Origin of the sequence: Streptomyces sp. NBC_00209 (assembly GCF_045206345.1) — a bacterium.
In the GTDB taxonomy this organism is placed as follows: domain Bacteria; phylum Actinomycetota; class Actinomycetes; order Streptomycetales; family Streptomycetaceae; genus Streptomyces.
In genome coordinates this window covers 1,490,834-1,505,433 of the sequence record NZ_CP108121.1, presented here as the reverse complement: position 1 = coordinate 1,505,433, position 14,600 = coordinate 1,490,834, and the positions used below count along the sequence as shown (strand labels likewise).

Sequence of the window (14,600 nt, the reverse complement as noted above, 5' to 3'; positions counted from 1 at the left end):
CCATTGTCAGTGGCAGGGGTTAGCGTCTTTGACGTGAAGCGATCGACTCAAGCAAATCGGGTGGAACCCATGGCAGGAACCGACCGCGAGAAGGCGCTGGACGCCGCACTCGCACAGATTGAACGGCAATTCGGCAAGGGCGCGGTGATGCGCCTCGGCGAGCGGCCGAACGAGCCCATCGAGGTGATTCCCACCGGGTCCACCGCGCTCGACGTCGCGCTCGGCGTCGGCGGTCTGCCGCGCGGCCGTGTGGTGGAGGTGTACGGACCGGAGTCCTCCGGTAAGACGACGCTGACGCTGCACGCCGTGGCGAACGCGCAGCGGCTCGGCGGCTCGGTGGCCTTCATCGACGCGGAGCACGCGCTCGACCCGGAGTACGCGAAGAAGCTCGGCGTCGACATCGACAGCCTCATCCTGTCCCAGCCGGACAACGGTGAGCAGGCCCTCGAGATCGTGGACATGCTGGTCCGCTCGGGCGCCCTCGACCTCATCGTCATCGACTCCGTCGCGGCCCTGGTGCCGCGCGCGGAGATCGAGGGCGAGATGGGTGACTCGCACGTGGGTCTCCAGGCGCGCCTGATGAGCCAGGCGCTCCGGAAGATCACCAGCGCGCTGAACCAGTCCAAGACCACGGCGATCTTCATCAACCAGCTCCGCGAGAAGATCGGTGTGATGTTCGGCTCGCCGGAGACCACCACCGGTGGCCGGGCACTCAAGTTCTACGCCTCGGTGCGTCTCGACATCCGTCGGATCGAGACGCTCAAGGACGGCACCGACGCGGTCGGCAACCGCACCCGCGTCAAGGTCGTCAAGAACAAGGTCGCGCCGCCCTTCAAGCAGGCGGAGTTCGACATCCTCTACGGCCAGGGCATCAGCCGCGAGGGCGGTCTGATCGACATGGGCGTGGAGCACGGCTTCGTCCGCAAGGCCGGTGCCTGGTACACGTACGAGGGCGACCAGCTCGGCCAGGGCAAGGAGAACGCGCGCAACTTCCTCAAGGACAATCCCGACCTCGCCAATGAGATCGAGAAGAAGATCCTGGTGAAGCTGGGCGTCGGCGTCCAGCCCGAGGACGCCGCGGAGTCCGGGGCGGACGCGGCGGGAGCAGCGGCTCCGGCCGAGGCCGCGGCGAAGCCGGCGACGGCAGCGGCCGGCAAGACCAAGCCGGCCAAGGCGGCCGCGGCCAAGAGCTGATCCGTGACGCGTCGTACTGAGTGGCCGGCCGGCGCCGTCGACCCCGGCGCGGCCCCCGGATCCGGTGAGGGAGCGGGACGCCGTTCCCGCTCCCGGTCCAGTGACAGCGGTTCCCCCTCCTCGTCGAGGGCCGAGAAGGGGGAACCGCGCGACCCGGTCGAGCGGGCCCGCAACATCTGCCTGCGCCTGCTCACCGGCACACCGCGCACCCGCAAGCAGCTCGCGGACGCCCTCCGCAAGCGGGAGATCCCGGACGAGGCGGCCGAAGAGGTGCTGTCCCGCTTCGAGGACGTCGGGCTGATCGATGACGCCGCGTTCGCCGACGCCTGGGTGGAGTCCCGACACCACGGCCGGGGGCTCGCCCGCCGGGCACTGGTCCGTGAGCTGCGGACCAAGGGTGTGGACGCCGCCGTGATCGATGAAGCCGTCGGGCAGCTCGACTCCGAGCAGGAGGAGGAGACCGCGCGGGAGCTCGTCGCCCGCAAGCTCCGGTCCACCCGGGGACTGGACCGCGACAAACGCCTGCGCCGCCTCGCGGGCATGCTCGCCCGCAAGGGGTACGGCGAGGGGATGGCCCTGCGCGTGGTGCGCCGGGCGCTGGAGGAAGAGGGGGAGGACACGGAGGGGCTGGACGAGCCCTTCTGAGCCGGCGGCCGCTACTGGCCGGCGCGGGCCGCACGGCTGATGGTGGCGTCGATCAGCGCGAGGGCGTCCTCGGCGGTACGCCCCGGGTAGCGGTTCCAGGGACCGATCAGCCCGGTCCAGCCCTGGGAGCGAAGCTCCGCGATCAGCCAGGCCCCGGCTCGGTCGACCGTCTCCGCCGAGCCGTAGCCCAGGCGGTGTGCGGTGAGCATGGCACCGCAGACGCAACGAGCGCCCCGGATGTCGCGGAGCCGGTACGGGGTGTTCTGCCAGCCCCACTCGGTCAGGATCTGCCGGGCGTGGGCGAGGTGGACGGACGGCCGCACATCGGGCCGCCCGACGCGCCGCCATGCGTGGAGCCGGTCGGGCAGGATCGCACCGATGCGCCCGGGGAGCGGACGTTCGCGCGGCGCGGCGGGTGGCAGTGCTTGGACGCTGTCGGCGATCAGCTGGTCCACCGGCACGGAGAGCAGGGCGCGCCAGTCGGCAGCGGGGGCCGGCGTGGCCGGTGTGGGCGGGACGCCGATCGCGGGGCTGGGGGACTCGGGCGTCGGTGCGGTCAGGTCCCAGCCGGTGACGATCTGGCGCCAGGCGTCCGTGTCATGGAGGCGCGCGGCCTGGGCGTCGAGTTCGTCGGGGGTGAGGGCGGTGGTCGGCATCGGTGCGTGCTCCCCGTCGTAGCGGCGTACCGGCGCCCTGACGGCGTTCCGGCGGGCGGGCGCCGGCCGCAGCGGCCGCACCCGCCGTGAGGCGAATGTCCGCCCGCCACCGGGGCCGCTCCACCTGAGCGACGCCATACGGGTGTGTCACGGGGCATTCCGGTGGCGGCCCACGGCTGAGACGAGAACGGTGCGCCCGGCAGGGCGCGGTGCCCGCGTCGGACGGAGAGCGGCACCGCGCCCGAACCGGGGCGCCGGTGTCCGCTCGGTGCCACGCTCCTTCCCGGACCGCGTCCCGACGCTCCGGTGAGCCGCACCACCCGGCGCCCCACGCGGACGCGCTCGTGCGCAGCCGTAGCACCCCCGGCCGCTCCCGAGCGCCGCCGTGAGCCGCACCCCAACCCTCCTAAAACCGCGTGCACCCCGTTCGTCACGCGCAGCCATCACCCCCCGGAGGGGGACAACCCCCCTACAGAGACGCCGGAATGCTCCAGTGCACAGGTGCCTGTGCACAGAGCAGTGTGTGACGCATGACAGGGATCACGGAGTGGCCGTCCTCAAAAGCGCTTTGCCAGGCGCGGCGTCAGCAGGTACTCCAACGCCTCACGCTGCGCGGTCTCCCGGCGGACACCACGACGCACGAGTCGGCCGGGCGTCGGGGCCGGCACACGTGCGCCGCCGACACCGCACCGGATGCCCGGACGGTTCGCACCCGCCCGCTCGCCTTCCCGGACCCCGATCGATCAGAGACGGACGCCTCATGATGCTGCGTTATGCCCTGCGGACGATCCGGCACCGCAAGGCGGGATTCCTCGGGGCGTTCCTCGCCCTCATGTGTGCCGCCGCGCTCGTCACCGCCTGCGGCACCCTGCTGGAGACCGGGCTGTGCGGCCGGATCGCCACCGAGCGGTACGCGGCCGCCCCGCTGATCGTCGCGGCGGACCAGAACGTCCACCGCACGACCGTCAAGCACCGGGGCAACGGCAAGACGAAGACCAAGCACAAGGCGAAGCCCGTCGCCGAGCGGGCCTGGCTTCCCGCTGCCACCGCCGACCGGCTGCGCGACCTGCCGGGTGTTCGCACGGTCGTTCCCGAACTCACCTTCCTCGCCCAGCCGCTCGGGCTCCCCGCCCACGCGGCGGACAAGGGCGTCCCCTTCCACGGGCACGCCTGGTCGTCCGCCCCGCTGACCCCCTTCGCGCTCATCGCCGGCCGCGCCCCGGCGTCCGCCGACGACGTGGTGATCGACCGGACCCTCGCCGTACGGGCGGGCCTCGCGACCGGGGACCGGGTCACCGTGCAGTCGACCCGCGCCCCGCGCACGTACCGGATCAGCGGCATCGCCACGCCCCAGGGGCGTGGCGAACTCCGGCAGCAGCGCTCGCTGTTCTTCTCCGCCGCGGAGGCCCAACGGCTCGCGGACCGTGCGGGCCGGGTCAGCGCGATCGGCGTCCTGACCGAACCCGGCACGGACACCGGCACGCTGAAGGAGCAGGTCACGGCCGCCCTCAAGGGCACCACCGCCCGGGTCGCGACGGGTGACGGGCGCGGACCGGTCGAATTCCTCGACGCGGCGGGGGCCCGCGTCAAGCTGGTCTCGATGGGCGGAGCCATGGGTGGCACCTCGCTGCTGGTCGCGGTGCTCGTCGTCGTCGGGACGTTCGCCCTCTCCATCCAGCAGCGCCACCGTGAGCTGGCCCTGCTCCGTACCATCGCCGCCACCTCGCGGCAGGTCCGCCGGCTGCTCGGCCGGGAGGCCCTGGTCGTCGGGGCCTTCGCCGGGGTCCTGGGCGCGCTCGCCGGACTGCCGCTCGCCGCCTGGCTGTACGGCAGGTTCACCGACATGGGCGTGACACCGCCGACCCTGGAACGTGCGGCCGGTATTCTCCCCGCCTGCGCCGCCGTCGCGGTCACCCTGCTCGGCGCCTGGGCCGCCGCCCGTATCTCCGGCCGCCGGATCGCCGGTCTGCGTCCGGCCGAGGCCATGGCCGAGTCCGCGGTCGAGCGCCGCCGCCCGGCCCGGGGACGCGTCCTCGTGGGGCTGCTCCTGCTCGCCGGCGGCGGTGTGCTGGTCGGTGTCCTGAGCGTGCTGCGCACCGAGGCCGCCTCGACCCCCGTGACCTTCCTGGCCGTGGTGGTGCTGGCCACGGCGGTCTCGCTGCTGGGGCCGTTCCTCGTGCGGGCCGCCGCCTTTCTGATGGGGGGCGTGCTCCGGCGGACGGGTCCGATGAGCACCCTGGCCACCGCGAACGTCCGGGGAAACTCCACCCGGATGGCCTCCGTCGTCACCCCGCTCACCCTGCTCATCGGCATGACCTGCACGGTCTTTTTCCTCCAGCCGACCATCGGCGACGCCGCGCGCGCCCAGGCCAGGGAGGGCACCCGCGCCACCTGGGTGCTCGGCGCGCAGGGGCCGGGCGTTCCGTCGGCGGCCACGGAGGCGGTCCGCGCGACGCCCGGTGTCACCGCCGCCACGGAGGTCGTACGGACCACCGTGCGGGTGGGTCTGGAGAAGTACGCCGCACAGGGTGTCACCGGTCCGGGGCTCACCCGCACCTGGGACCCGGGTGTGACGAGCGGTTCCCTCGCGGCGTTCGCCGCAAACGAGCGGGCCGCCGCGATCAGCGAACTGGCCGCCGAACGGCTCGGGCTGCACGTCGGCAGCGAACTCGCCCTCCATCTCGGGGACGGCACCCCCACCACCCTCACCGTCGCCGCCGTCTACCACCGGGGCCTCGGCTTCGGGGACCTCACCCTGCCGCACGACCTGGTCGCACGGCACATGGACAACCCGCTCGCCGCGACGGTCCTGGTGGCCGGGGACGCGTCCGGGGGCGAACTGTCCGCCGCCGTGGGCAAGTTCCCCGGGGTCGAGGTCGCCACCCCGGCGGTCGCCGACCGGCTCCAGGCCGACCGGGGGCAGGAGAACGCCGAGGTCAACCTCCTCGCCATGGGGCTGGTTCTCGCCTTCACCGCCATCGCCGTCGTCAACACGCTGGCCATGTCGGTGTCGGAACGGTTCAGGGAGTTCGCCCTTCTGCGGCTCGCCGGCGCCACGCGCCGCCAGGTGCTGCGGATGCTCCGTACCGAGACCCTGTCGGTCCTGGTGATCTCCGCGGCCCTCGGTACCGGTATCGCGCTCGCCGTGCTGACCGCGTTCAGCATCGGCATGACGGGGAGCGCGGCGCCCGGTGTCCTGCCCCTGGCGTACGGGACCGTGGTCGGCGTCGCCGCGCTGCTCGCCCTGGTCGCGACGGCGCTGCCCGGCCGGTTCGCGCTGCGGACCCGCCCGGTGGAGGTGGCCGCGGGCCGGTGACGAGGAGGCCCTGAGGGGGTGGCCCGGGCCGCCCCCTCCCCTCACGTCTCGACCGGAAGGCCCGCCGCGCGCCACGCCTGGAAGCCGCCCACCAGATCCGTCGCCCGGTGCAGGCCGAGCCGGTGCAGCGACTCGGCCGCCAGGCTCGACGCGTAACCCTCGTTGCAGATCACCACCACCCGCAGGCCGTGGTCCACCGCCTCCGGGACCCGGTGGCTTCCCCGCGGGTCCAGCCGCCATTCCAGCTCGTTGCGCTCGATGACCAGCGCCCCCGGGATCAGCCCGTCGCGCTCGCGCAGTTCCGCGTAGCGGATGTCCACGAGCAGGGCGCCCTCGGAGGCCGCCGCCCGCGCTTCCTGCGGGCCGAGCCGTTCGTAACCGGCCCTGACCCGCTCCAGCAACTCGTCGATTCCGAGGGGTTCGTCGCTCACTGCCAGTCCTCCGGTCCCTCGGTCTGCTCCAGGCGGAGCACCGCGCCGGTGCGGCTGTAGCGTCGGATGCGCGGCAGCGGTGGGTAGTACGCGTGAACGGAGACGGCGTGCTCCGTGGCCGACTCGTTCAGTACTTCGTGGACGTGATGGCGGCCGAAGGCCCTGCCCCGGCCCGGGGTCAGCTCCCGGGTGCGGTCGATGTCCTCGGCCAGTTCCAGGGTCTTCCAGCCGTCGGTGGGCAGCCGGGCCGCGAGGGAGTGCTCCCTGAGCGTGCCGGCCGCGGTGAGGAAGGCGCCGATCGAGTCGGCGTGGTCGTGCCAGCCGGTACCGGTACCGGGCGGCCAGCCGATCAGCCATGCCTCGCTGCCACCGGGGCCGTCCAGACGGATCCAGGTCCGGCCCTCGGGGTCGAGGGGAAGGGAGGCGATGAGTGCGGTGTCCTCGGCGGTGCGGCGGACGAAGTCGAGCAGTTCCGCGGCGGTCGGAGCCGGTGCGGACGTGCGTGTGGGCACGGGGACAGAGGGGAAGGGAGAGCCAGACACGGAGACCGTCCTGAGAGTTCGCGCGGACGCCCCGCCGTACGGCACAGCGCACGGCGACGGCAGGTGAAGGCGATTCAGCAGGACGGGCGACACACGCAGCCCGCATAGCGGAGCAGGTCCATATGGACCCTCCGCCACAGGCGCACATCGGTGTCGGTCATGACCGGGAGTAGACCATGCGCGCCCGTGAGGGTCAATTGACGTCCGCGGTCCTGTCGGCACGCACCGACGTCCGGGCAGCGCCTCCGCGCGCCGCGTCCGCCGCCGCGAACAGCTCGGCCGGACGCACCCCGCCGAACGCCTCCACGAGATGCCCGTCCGGCCTGACCAGCAGAACCGTGTGCGCGGAGGCCCCCGGATAGCTCTCGGCCACCAGCAGTTCGGCCTTCACCGGCAGCCCCGTGACGGCCTCCGCCAGCCGGGGCATCACTCCGGCGCGCATCCAGTGGCGCCGGTCCCATACTCCGGTTCCGGGCGCCACCAGCACCACGAGCAACTGTCCCTGCCCCAGCCGCTCCCGCAGCCGCACCGGGGTGCCGTCGGGTGCCGTGACCCGCACATCGGCCACCGGCGCACCAGGGGGCGTGCCCACCGAGGTCTGCGCCTCGCTGCGCGCGGGCGCAAGGGGGGACAGGGCGTAGGAAGAGGGCGCACCGAGGGGGCCGCAGCCCAGATGCCCGTCCATCAGCAGCGTGTCGTGCCCCCGTGCGCTCCCCGGTACGAGCGTCCGCAAACCTCCGCCGCCCCGCAGTATCGGCAGCGACTGGTCGGCGGCGCGCAGCCGTGCGGCGACGGCGGCCCGGCGTTCGGCCTGGTAGCTGTCGAGGAGCACGTCGGACGCCCCGTGGTGCCAGGCGAGGGCCAGTTTCCAGGCCAGGTTCTCCGCGTCCCGCAGCCCCTCGTCGAGCCCCTGGGTGCCGAGGGCACCCAGCAGATGGGCGGCGTCCCCGGCCAGGAAGGAACGCTTCACCCGCCACCGCCGGGCCAGCCGGTGGTGCAGCGTGTAGACCCCGGTGTCCAGCAGCTCGTACGGGGGTGCCTCGCCGCACCAGCCGGCCAGCGTGTCCCGGACCCGGGTGACCAGGGCGTCCGGCGTGACCAGTTCGCCGCGCGCGGGCAGCAGCCAGTCCAGCCGCCACACGTCGTCGGGCAGCGGGCGCGCCGTGACCTCGGCGCCCCCGGTGCGCCACGGCGGCGACCGGTGCAGCACGGCCTCACCGGGCCGGGGCAGCTCGGCGCGCAGTGCGGCCACTGCGTGCCGTTCCACCGCCGTACGCCCGGGAAACCGGATGTCGAGGAGTTTGCGCACGGTGGACCGGGCCCCGTCGCAGCCGACCAGGTAACTCCCTCGCCACCAGGTCGAGCCGGGCTCCCTGGTGTGCACGGTGACCCCGGCCGGGTCCTGCTCCAGCGTGTCGATCCGGCTGGGCCCGGCGGTCTGCACCAGCTCCTGTGCCGCCACCGCGTCCCGCAGACCCCGTACGAGCGCGTGCTGCGGGACGTGAACGGGGGCGGCCGGCACCTCGCTGCCCGGGACCGGGTCCTCACCGAGCGGCAGCTCGCGCACCAGCTGCCTGCGCCGCACCGAACGCCAGCCGGACCAGCGCAGTCCCTCGTCCCGTAGCGCCTTGCAGCCCAGCCGCTCCAGGAAGGCCGCGGTGTCCTCGCGCAGTACGACCGTACGGGCGGGGCGTGTCTCGTCGTTGCCGGGGTCCTCGTCCAGCAGCACGGACGGCACGCCCTGCGCGGCGAGGGCCAGCGAGAGCGCCAGGCCGACCGGCCCGGCACCGACGACGATCACCGGGTCCACGGCGCGTCCCCCGTCGGAAGCGCGGCGAAACGGAACGGTCCGGTGAAGCGGAACGGAAGGTGCGCGGGCGTCGAAGGGGGTGCTGCGGCGTCGGGGACTCGGTGCGCGATCACAGAACGTATGCAACCTACTGCCGGTGCTTGCGTCAAGCGACGCCGGAACGCGGCGAGGGGCGGTGGCAGGTGTGCCACCGCCCCTCGCGGGCGTCGTACGACGAGCCGTCAGGCGGCGGTTCCGTCGTCCATGTTGAGCGACGGCGCACCGATCGTCTCCAGTTCGCCCCCCGGCCCGGTGCCCACGACCGCGCCCGTGCTCTTCTTGCCGCGCCGGAGCCACCGCTCCAGCCAGCTCGCGAAGGACGTCAGGGCGAAGTTGAGCGCCAGGTAGACCACCGCAACGATCGTGAAGCACGCGATGGTGTTCGCCCCGTAGTTCGCGGACATCGGCCGCACCGAGGCCAGCAGCTCCGGATAGCTCAGTACCGCGCCGCCGAGAGCGGTGTCCTTCACGATCACCACGAGTTGGCTGACGATGGCCGGCAGCATCGCGGTGACCGCCTGCGGCAGCAGCACGAAGACCATCGTCTGGCCCTTGCGCATGCCGATCGCCTTGGCCGCGTCCGTCTGCCCGCGGGGAAGCGTCAGGATGCCGGCCCGCACGATCTCGGCGAGCACCGAGGCGTTGTAGAGCACCAGGCCCGTCACGACGGCGTACAGGAGACGCGTGTCCGGTTCCAGGTCGGTGTACTCGGAGTACATCGCGTTGGCGATGATCATCAGGAGCAGTACGGGAATGGCGCGGAAGAACTCCACGATCACTCCGCCGGGAACGCGCACCCAGCGGTGGTCCGAGAGTCGTCCGATACCGAAGAGCGCGCCCAGCGGCAGCGCGATGAGCAGTGCGTAGAACGCCGCCTTGATCGTGTTCTGGAAGCCCGGCCAGATGTACGTTTCCCACGCCTGGGTGTCGGCGAAGAACGGCTTCCACTTGACCCAGTCGAGCTGGTGCTTCTCGGCGAGGCCGTCGTACACCCACCACGTCACCGCTGCGGCGGCCAGCACGAAGAGGACGGTGTACAGGATGTTGCGCCGCTTGGCGCGGGGCCCCTGCGCGTCGTACAGGACGGAGCTCATCGCTTCACCGCCACCTTCTTGGCGACCCAGCCGAGGATCAGGCCGGTCGGGAGGGTCAGGATGATGAAGCCGAGGACGAACACACCCGCGATCAGCAGCAGCTGGGCCTCGTTCTCGACCATTTCCTTCATCAGGTACGAGGCTTCCGCGACCCCGATCGCCGCGGCGACGGTGGTGTTCTTCGTCAGCGCGATGAGCACGTTGGACAGCGGGTTGACCACCGAACGGAACGCCTGCGGGAGCACGATCAGCCGCAGCACCTGGCTGAAGCTCAGCCCGAGTGCCCGGGCTGCCTCCGCCTGGCCGACCGGCACCGTGTTGATGCCCGAACGCAGGGCCTCGCACACGAACGACGCGGTGTAGACGGTGAAGGCGAGCACCGCGAGCCGGAAGTTGATGACCTTGAAGTCGCCACCGCCTCCGAGCGTGACCTGAAGGGTCTGGAAGAGGCCCAGCGAGGCGAAGACGATGATCACGGTCAGCGGAATGTTCCGGACCACGTTCACATAGACGGTCGCGAAACCGCGCATCAGGGGGACCGGGCTGACCCTCATGCCGGCCAGCAGCGTTCCCCATATGAGGGAGCCGAGGGCGGAGAACACGGTGAGCTTCACCGTGACCCAGAAGGCCCCCAACAGGTCATAACCATCAAGAAAGTCGAACACGATCTCCCGTGCTTCCGCGTGTAGGAGGGCGCGGCGCGCCGCCGTTCAGCGGCGGCGCGCCCGGTCAGCCCTGCTTCACTTGACGACGTTGCCGATCTCCGGAGCCTTCTCGTTCTTGTAGCCGGCGGGACCGAAGTTCGCCTCCACGGCCTTCTGCCACGAGCCGTCCGAGACCATCTTGGTCAGCGCGTCGTTGATCTTCTTCTTGAGGTCGGCGTCGCCCTTCTTCAGGCCGATGCCGTAGTTCTCGTTGGTCATCTTGAAGCCGGCCAGCTTGAACTTGCCCTTGTTGGCGTCCTGCGAGGCGTAGCCGGCCAGGATGCTGTCGTCCGTGGTCAGCGCGTCGACGGCCTTGTTCTCGAGGCCGGTCAGGCACTCGGAGTAGCCGCCGTACTCCAGCAGCTGAGCCTTCGGGGCCAGCTTGTCGTGGACGTTCTGCGCGGAGGTCGAACCGGCGACCGAGCAGAGCTTCTTGTTGTTCAGGTCCTCGGGCTTCTTGAACGAGTCGTCGTCCGCGCGGACCAGGATGTCCTGGTGGGCCAGCAGGTACGGACCGGCGAAGTCGACCTTCTGCAGGCGCTCGTCGGTGATCGAGTAGGAGGCGGCGATGAACTTCACGTCACCGCGCGAGATCGCCGTCTCGCGGTCGGCGCTCTTCGTCTCCTTGAACTCGATGTTCTTGGCGTCGTAGCCGAGCTCCTTGGCGACGTACGTGGCGACGTCGACGTCGAAACCGGTGAACTTGCCGTCCGGGGTCTTCAGGCCGATACCCGGCTGGTCGATCTTGATGCCGATGGTGATCTTCTTGCCGCCGCCCGAACCGGCCGAGTCGTCCTTGTCGTCGGAACCACAGGCGGTAGCGGTGAGGGCGAGGGCGAGCACGGCGGCCGAGGCGGCGGTGACCTTACGAAGCTGCATGGTGGAATTCCCTAGAGTTGGCGCGAAGTGCGTGATCAGCGGATACCGGAGCCGGTACGGCGGGCTCCGTCAGTGGTGAAGGATCTTCGACAGGAAGTCCTTGGCCCGGTCACTGCGCGGGTTGCTGAAGAACTGGTCGGGCGTGGCCTCTTCGACGATCTTTCCGTCCGCCATGAAGACGACCCGGTTCGCCGCCGAGCGCGCGAAGCCCATCTCGTGGGTGACGACGACCATCGTCATGCCCTCGCGGGCGAGCTGCTGCATGACCTCCAGCACCTCGTTGATCATCTCCGGGTCGAGCGCGGAGGTCGGCTCGTCGAAGAGCATGACCTTCGGGTCCATCGCCAGGGCCCGGGCGATCGCGACACGCTGCTGCTGGCCGCCGGAGAGCTGGGAGGGGTACTTGTCGGCCTGCGTACCGACGCCCACCCGGTCGAGCAGCGAACGCGCCTTGTCCTCGGCCGCCTTCTTGTCCGTCTTGCGGACCTTCAGCTGCCCGAGCATCACGTTCTCGAGGACCGTCTTGTGGGCGAAGAGGTTGAACGACTGGAAGACCATGCCGACATCGGCACGCAGCCGCGCCAGCTCCTTGCCCTCCGCGGGCAACGGCTTCCCGTCGATCGTGATCGCGCCCGAGTCGATCGTCTCCAAGCGGTTGATCGTGCGGCACAGCGTGGACTTACCGGACCCGGACGGCCCGATGACGACCACGACCTCGCCGCGGGCGATCGTCAGGTCGATGTCCTGGAGCACATGCAGCGCGCCGAAGTGCTTGTTGACGTTGCTCAGCACCACCAGATCGCCGGCGGGCGCGGGTGCAGCGTCCTCGGCGCCCTTGGTCACTGAAACTCCGCTCATCGGCTTCTTGCTCCGTCCTCCTCGGTTGGGAAGGACCCTAGTGACGCAGTGCTACCAGCGTCATTACATCTGAGCGGAAATTGAGCATAACGATCCGGCGGCAACCGGACACTCCGCGTGAAGGGGACGTCACGCCTGCCGCACCGGGCGTACCGGGTGCATAACGGAAACCCCGATGCATCGGACAGGCCCTTGACTGTCCACCCGCGATCGGCGTGGATTCCCTGGTACACCCCTACGTGAAACACCCCGGAACGGGGAAGTGACCGGGGGCGTAAACGACCGTACGGACCGACCACCGACACACGCCACTGCCAGAGGGGGGCCATGAGACTGCTGCTCGTCGAGGACGACAACCATGTCGCCGCCGCCCTGTCCGCGATCCTCGCCCGGCACGGCTTCCAGGTGGTCCACGCCCGCAGCGGTGACGAGGCCCTGCAGGCGCTCCTGCCCACCGAGACCGAGCCCTTCGGCGTCGTGCTCCTCGACCTCGGCCTTCCCGACCAGGACGGCTACGAGGTGTGCGGCAAGATCCGCAAGCGCAGTTCCGTGCCGGTGATCATGGTCACCGCCCGTGCCGACGTACGCTCCCGCATCCACGGACTCAACCTCGGCGCCGACGACTACGTGACCAAGCCGTACGACACCGGGGAGCTCCTGGCCCGTATCCACGCCGTCAGCCGGCGAAACGCGAGCAACGAGGACACCGTGTCCACGCCCGTCGGGGCGCTGCGCCTGGGGCACGTCAGCATCGAGCTGCCCACCCGCCGGGTCAGCGTCGACGGGACGGAAGTACAGCTCACCCGCAAGGAGTTCGACCTGCTCGCGCTGCTCGCCCAGCGGCCCGGTGTGGTCTTCCGGCGCGAACAGATCATCAGCGAGGTGTGGCGTACCAGCTGGGAGGGAACGGGCCGCACCCTTGAGGTACACGTCGCCTCGCTCCGGTCCAAGCTGCGGCTGCCCGCCCTGATCGAGACGGTGCGCGGGGTCGGCTACCGCCTCGTCTCCCCGTCCGCGTAAAGGCGTACGTCCCCGGTGCGTACCCGGCTGCTCCCGCTGCTCATCGTCCTGATGGCGAGCGTCCTGCTCGCCCTCGGCTTCCCGCTCGCCGTCAGCGTGGCCGCCGCCGAACAGCAGCGCGTCGTGATCGACCGCATCGACGACACGGCCCGCTTCGCCGCACTCGCCCAGTTCATCACCGAGCGCACCAGCGGCTACGACGAACGGCGCCGTACCCTCCAGACCGAGCTGGAAACGTACAACTCGGTGTACGGGATCCGCGCCGGTGTCTTCTACCGCGACGACTCCGCCATGGCGAAGGCCCCGGACGCGTGGCGGCTGCCCGTCGAGGGGGAGGGACGCGCCGCCTTCAACGAGGCGCTGCTCGGCCGCCGCAGCCACGACCCGCCCCAGGTCTGGCCCTGGCAGAACGGCCGAGTGGTCGTCGCCTCGCCCGTCGTACGCGACGGAGACGTCATCGCCGTCGTCGTCATCGACTCGCCCACCGGCCAGATGCGCGGCGACATGATCCGCGGCTGGCTGCTGATCGCTGCGGGCGAGGCCATCGCCATGCTGGTCGCCGTCGGCGCCGCGATCCGGCTCACCGGCTGGGTCCTGCTGCCCGTCAAGACCCTGGACGCCGCGGCCCACGACATCGCCAGCGGCCGGATGCGCTCCCGGGTCGCCGCATCCGGCGGGCCCCCGGAACTCAGGCGGCTGGCCCGTTCGTTCAACGAGATGGCCGACAACGTCGAGGACGTGCTGGAGCAGCAGCGCGCCTTCGTCGCGGACGCCTCCCACCAGTTGCGCAACCCGCTGGCCGCCCTGCTGCTGCGCATCGAACTGCTCGCCCTCGAACTGCCGGAGGGCAACGAGGAGATCGCCTCCGTGCGCACCGAGGGCCGCCGCCTCGGCCAGGTCCTGGACGACCTGCTCGACCTCGCGCTCGCCGAGCACGCCGAGAGCGACCTCCAGCTCACGGACATCGGCGCCCTCACCGCCGAACGTGTCGCGTCCTGGCGGCCGGTGGCCGAGGAGAAGGGTGTACGGCTCCGAGCCGACGGACCGCCCGCCGTCACGGCCTGGGCGGACCCCATCGCCCTGTCCAGCGCGCTCGACGCCATCATCGACAACGCCCTCAAATTCACGCCCGCCGACGAGGAGGTCCGCGTCACCGTCGCCTCCGGCAGCCAGGACGTCACGGTGGCCGTCGCGGACGGCGGCCCCGGCCTCACCGACCAGGAGCTGGAACGGGTCGGCGACCGCTTCTGGCGCAGCTCCCAGCACCAGAACGTCCAGGGTTCGGGCCTCGGTCTCTCCATCTCCCACGCGCTCCTCGCGGCGGGCGGCGGCTCGCTCTCGTACGCGCGCAAGGAACCGTACGGGCTCAGCGTGACGGTCTCCGTGCCGCGCCACGATCCCAAGGGCTGAGG

Annotated in this window: 14 protein-coding genes; 5 read left to right on the top strand and 9 right to left on the bottom strand. The window is 71.3% G+C overall.

Features of this window, described 5'->3' with window-relative positions; genetic code table 11:
* Positions 1-69: 69 nt before the first annotated feature.
* Together recA and recX are read left to right on the top strand one after the other, a co-directional pair.
* Positions 70-1,194: a recombinase RecA gene (gene recA / locus OG867_RS06500; RefSeq protein ID WP_328902728.1), complete on the top strand. Its 1,125-nt coding sequence runs from the start codon at positions 70-72 to the stop codon at positions 1,192-1,194.
* Positions 1,195-1,197: 3 nt separating this feature from the next.
* Complete coding sequence (recX, locus tag OG867_RS06495) at positions 1,198-1,839, top strand: recombination regulator RecX (RefSeq protein ID WP_328902729.1); 642 nt, start codon at positions 1,198-1,200, stop codon at positions 1,837-1,839.
* Between the two features lie 11 nt (positions 1,840-1,850).
* Here recX and OG867_RS06490 read toward each other — a convergent pair whose 3' ends face one another.
* Complete coding sequence (locus tag OG867_RS06490) at positions 1,851-2,495, bottom strand: hypothetical protein (RefSeq protein WP_328902730.1); 645 nt, start codon at positions 2,493-2,495, stop codon at positions 1,851-1,853.
* A gap of 760 nt (positions 2,496-3,255) precedes the next feature.
* Between OG867_RS06490 and OG867_RS06485 the strand changes: the two genes are divergently transcribed.
* The gene (locus OG867_RS06485; protein WP_406283520.1) at positions 3,256-5,811 is read left to right on the top strand and encodes an FtsX-like permease family protein; all 2,556 of its coding nucleotides are present in this window, start codon (positions 3,256-3,258) and stop codon (positions 5,809-5,811) included.
* 41 nt (positions 5,812-5,852) lie between these two features.
* Here OG867_RS06485 and OG867_RS06480 read toward each other — a convergent pair whose 3' ends face one another.
* The 8 genes from OG867_RS06480 to OG867_RS06445 all read right to left on the bottom strand — a co-directional run bounded on the left by OG867_RS06480 (position 5,853) and on the right by OG867_RS06445 (position 12,168).
* Positions 5,853-6,242, bottom strand: a complete 390-nt coding sequence (locus OG867_RS06480; protein WP_328902732.1) for a rhodanese-like domain-containing protein — start codon at positions 6,240-6,242, stop codon at positions 5,853-5,855.
* Positions 6,239-6,754, bottom strand: coding sequence for a cysteine dioxygenase (locus OG867_RS06475; RefSeq protein ID WP_018105303.1), 516 nt, complete (start codon positions 6,752-6,754; stop codon positions 6,239-6,241). Before OG867_RS06475 ends, OG867_RS06480 begins: the two co-directional genes overlap by 4 nt.
* 104 nt (positions 6,755-6,858) lie before the next feature.
* Positions 6,859-6,945, bottom strand: a complete 87-nt coding sequence (locus OG867_RS06470; RefSeq protein ID WP_311307652.1) for a putative leader peptide — start codon at positions 6,943-6,945, stop codon at positions 6,859-6,861.
* A 32-nt stretch (positions 6,946-6,977) separates the two neighbouring features.
* Positions 6,978-8,594 (bottom strand): FAD-dependent monooxygenase, encoded by a 1,617-nt coding sequence (locus OG867_RS06465; protein WP_406283518.1) that lies wholly within the window; start codon positions 8,592-8,594, stop codon positions 6,978-6,980.
* A gap of 221 nt (positions 8,595-8,815) precedes the next feature.
* The gene (locus OG867_RS06460) at positions 8,816-9,727 is read right to left on the bottom strand and encodes an amino acid ABC transporter permease (RefSeq protein ID WP_406283516.1); all 912 of its coding nucleotides are present in this window, start codon (positions 9,725-9,727) and stop codon (positions 8,816-8,818) included.
* Positions 9,724-10,392, bottom strand: coding sequence for an amino acid ABC transporter permease (locus OG867_RS06455; protein WP_406283514.1), 669 nt, complete (start codon positions 10,390-10,392; stop codon positions 9,724-9,726). The genes OG867_RS06460 and OG867_RS06455 overlap by 4 nt, the downstream gene beginning before the upstream one ends.
* 75 nt (positions 10,393-10,467) lie before the next feature.
* The gene (locus OG867_RS06450) at positions 10,468-11,310 is read right to left on the bottom strand and encodes a glutamate ABC transporter substrate-binding protein (protein WP_406283512.1); all 843 of its coding nucleotides are present in this window, start codon (positions 11,308-11,310) and stop codon (positions 10,468-10,470) included.
* Positions 11,311-11,379: 69 nt separating this feature from the next.
* Positions 11,380-12,168: an amino acid ABC transporter ATP-binding protein gene (locus tag OG867_RS06445; RefSeq protein WP_026171813.1), complete on the bottom strand. Its 789-nt coding sequence runs from the start codon at positions 12,166-12,168 to the stop codon at positions 11,380-11,382.
* 327 nt (positions 12,169-12,495) lie between these two features.
* On the opposite strand from OG867_RS06445, the gene OG867_RS06440 reads away from it, so the two are divergent.
* Both OG867_RS06440 and OG867_RS06435 read left to right on the top strand, forming a co-directional pair.
* Positions 12,496-13,188: a response regulator transcription factor gene (locus tag OG867_RS06440; RefSeq protein WP_328902738.1), complete on the top strand. Its 693-nt coding sequence runs from the start codon at positions 12,496-12,498 to the stop codon at positions 13,186-13,188.
* A 15-nt stretch (positions 13,189-13,203) separates the two neighbouring features.
* A complete protein-coding gene (locus OG867_RS06435; protein ID WP_406283509.1) occupies positions 13,204-14,598 on the top strand; it encodes a sensor histidine kinase in 1,395 nt (464 codons plus the stop codon).
* The last annotated feature ends 2 nt before the right edge of the window (positions 14,599-14,600 follow it).

Excerpts from the sequence above, each read along its gene's own strand:
- OG867_RS06460 (WP_406283516.1), bottom strand. The coding sequence starts at position 9,727 with ATGAGCTCCGTCCTGTACGACGCGCAGGGGCCCCGCGCCAAGCGGCGC.
- OG867_RS06490 (WP_328902730.1), bottom strand. The coding sequence starts at position 2,495 with ATGCCGACCACCGCCCTCACCCCCGACGAACTCGACGCCCAGGCCGCG.
- recA (WP_328902728.1), top strand. The coding sequence starts at position 70 with ATGGCAGGAACCGACCGCGAGAAGGCGCTGGACGCCGCACTCGCACAG.
- OG867_RS06470 (WP_311307652.1), bottom strand. The coding sequence starts at position 6,945 with ATGACCGACACCGATGTGCGCCTGTGGCGGAGGGTCCATATGGACCTG.
- OG867_RS06445 (WP_026171813.1), bottom strand. The coding sequence starts at position 12,168 with ATGAGCGGAGTTTCAGTGACCAAGGGCGCCGAGGACGCTGCACCCGCG.
- OG867_RS06440 (WP_328902738.1), top strand. The coding sequence starts at position 12,496 with ATGAGACTGCTGCTCGTCGAGGACGACAACCATGTCGCCGCCGCCCTG.
- OG867_RS06485 (WP_406283520.1), top strand. The coding sequence starts at position 3,256 with ATGATGCTGCGTTATGCCCTGCGGACGATCCGGCACCGCAAGGCGGGA.
- OG867_RS06450 (WP_406283512.1), bottom strand. The coding sequence starts at position 11,310 with ATGCAGCTTCGTAAGGTCACCGCCGCCTCGGCCGCCGTGCTCGCCCTC.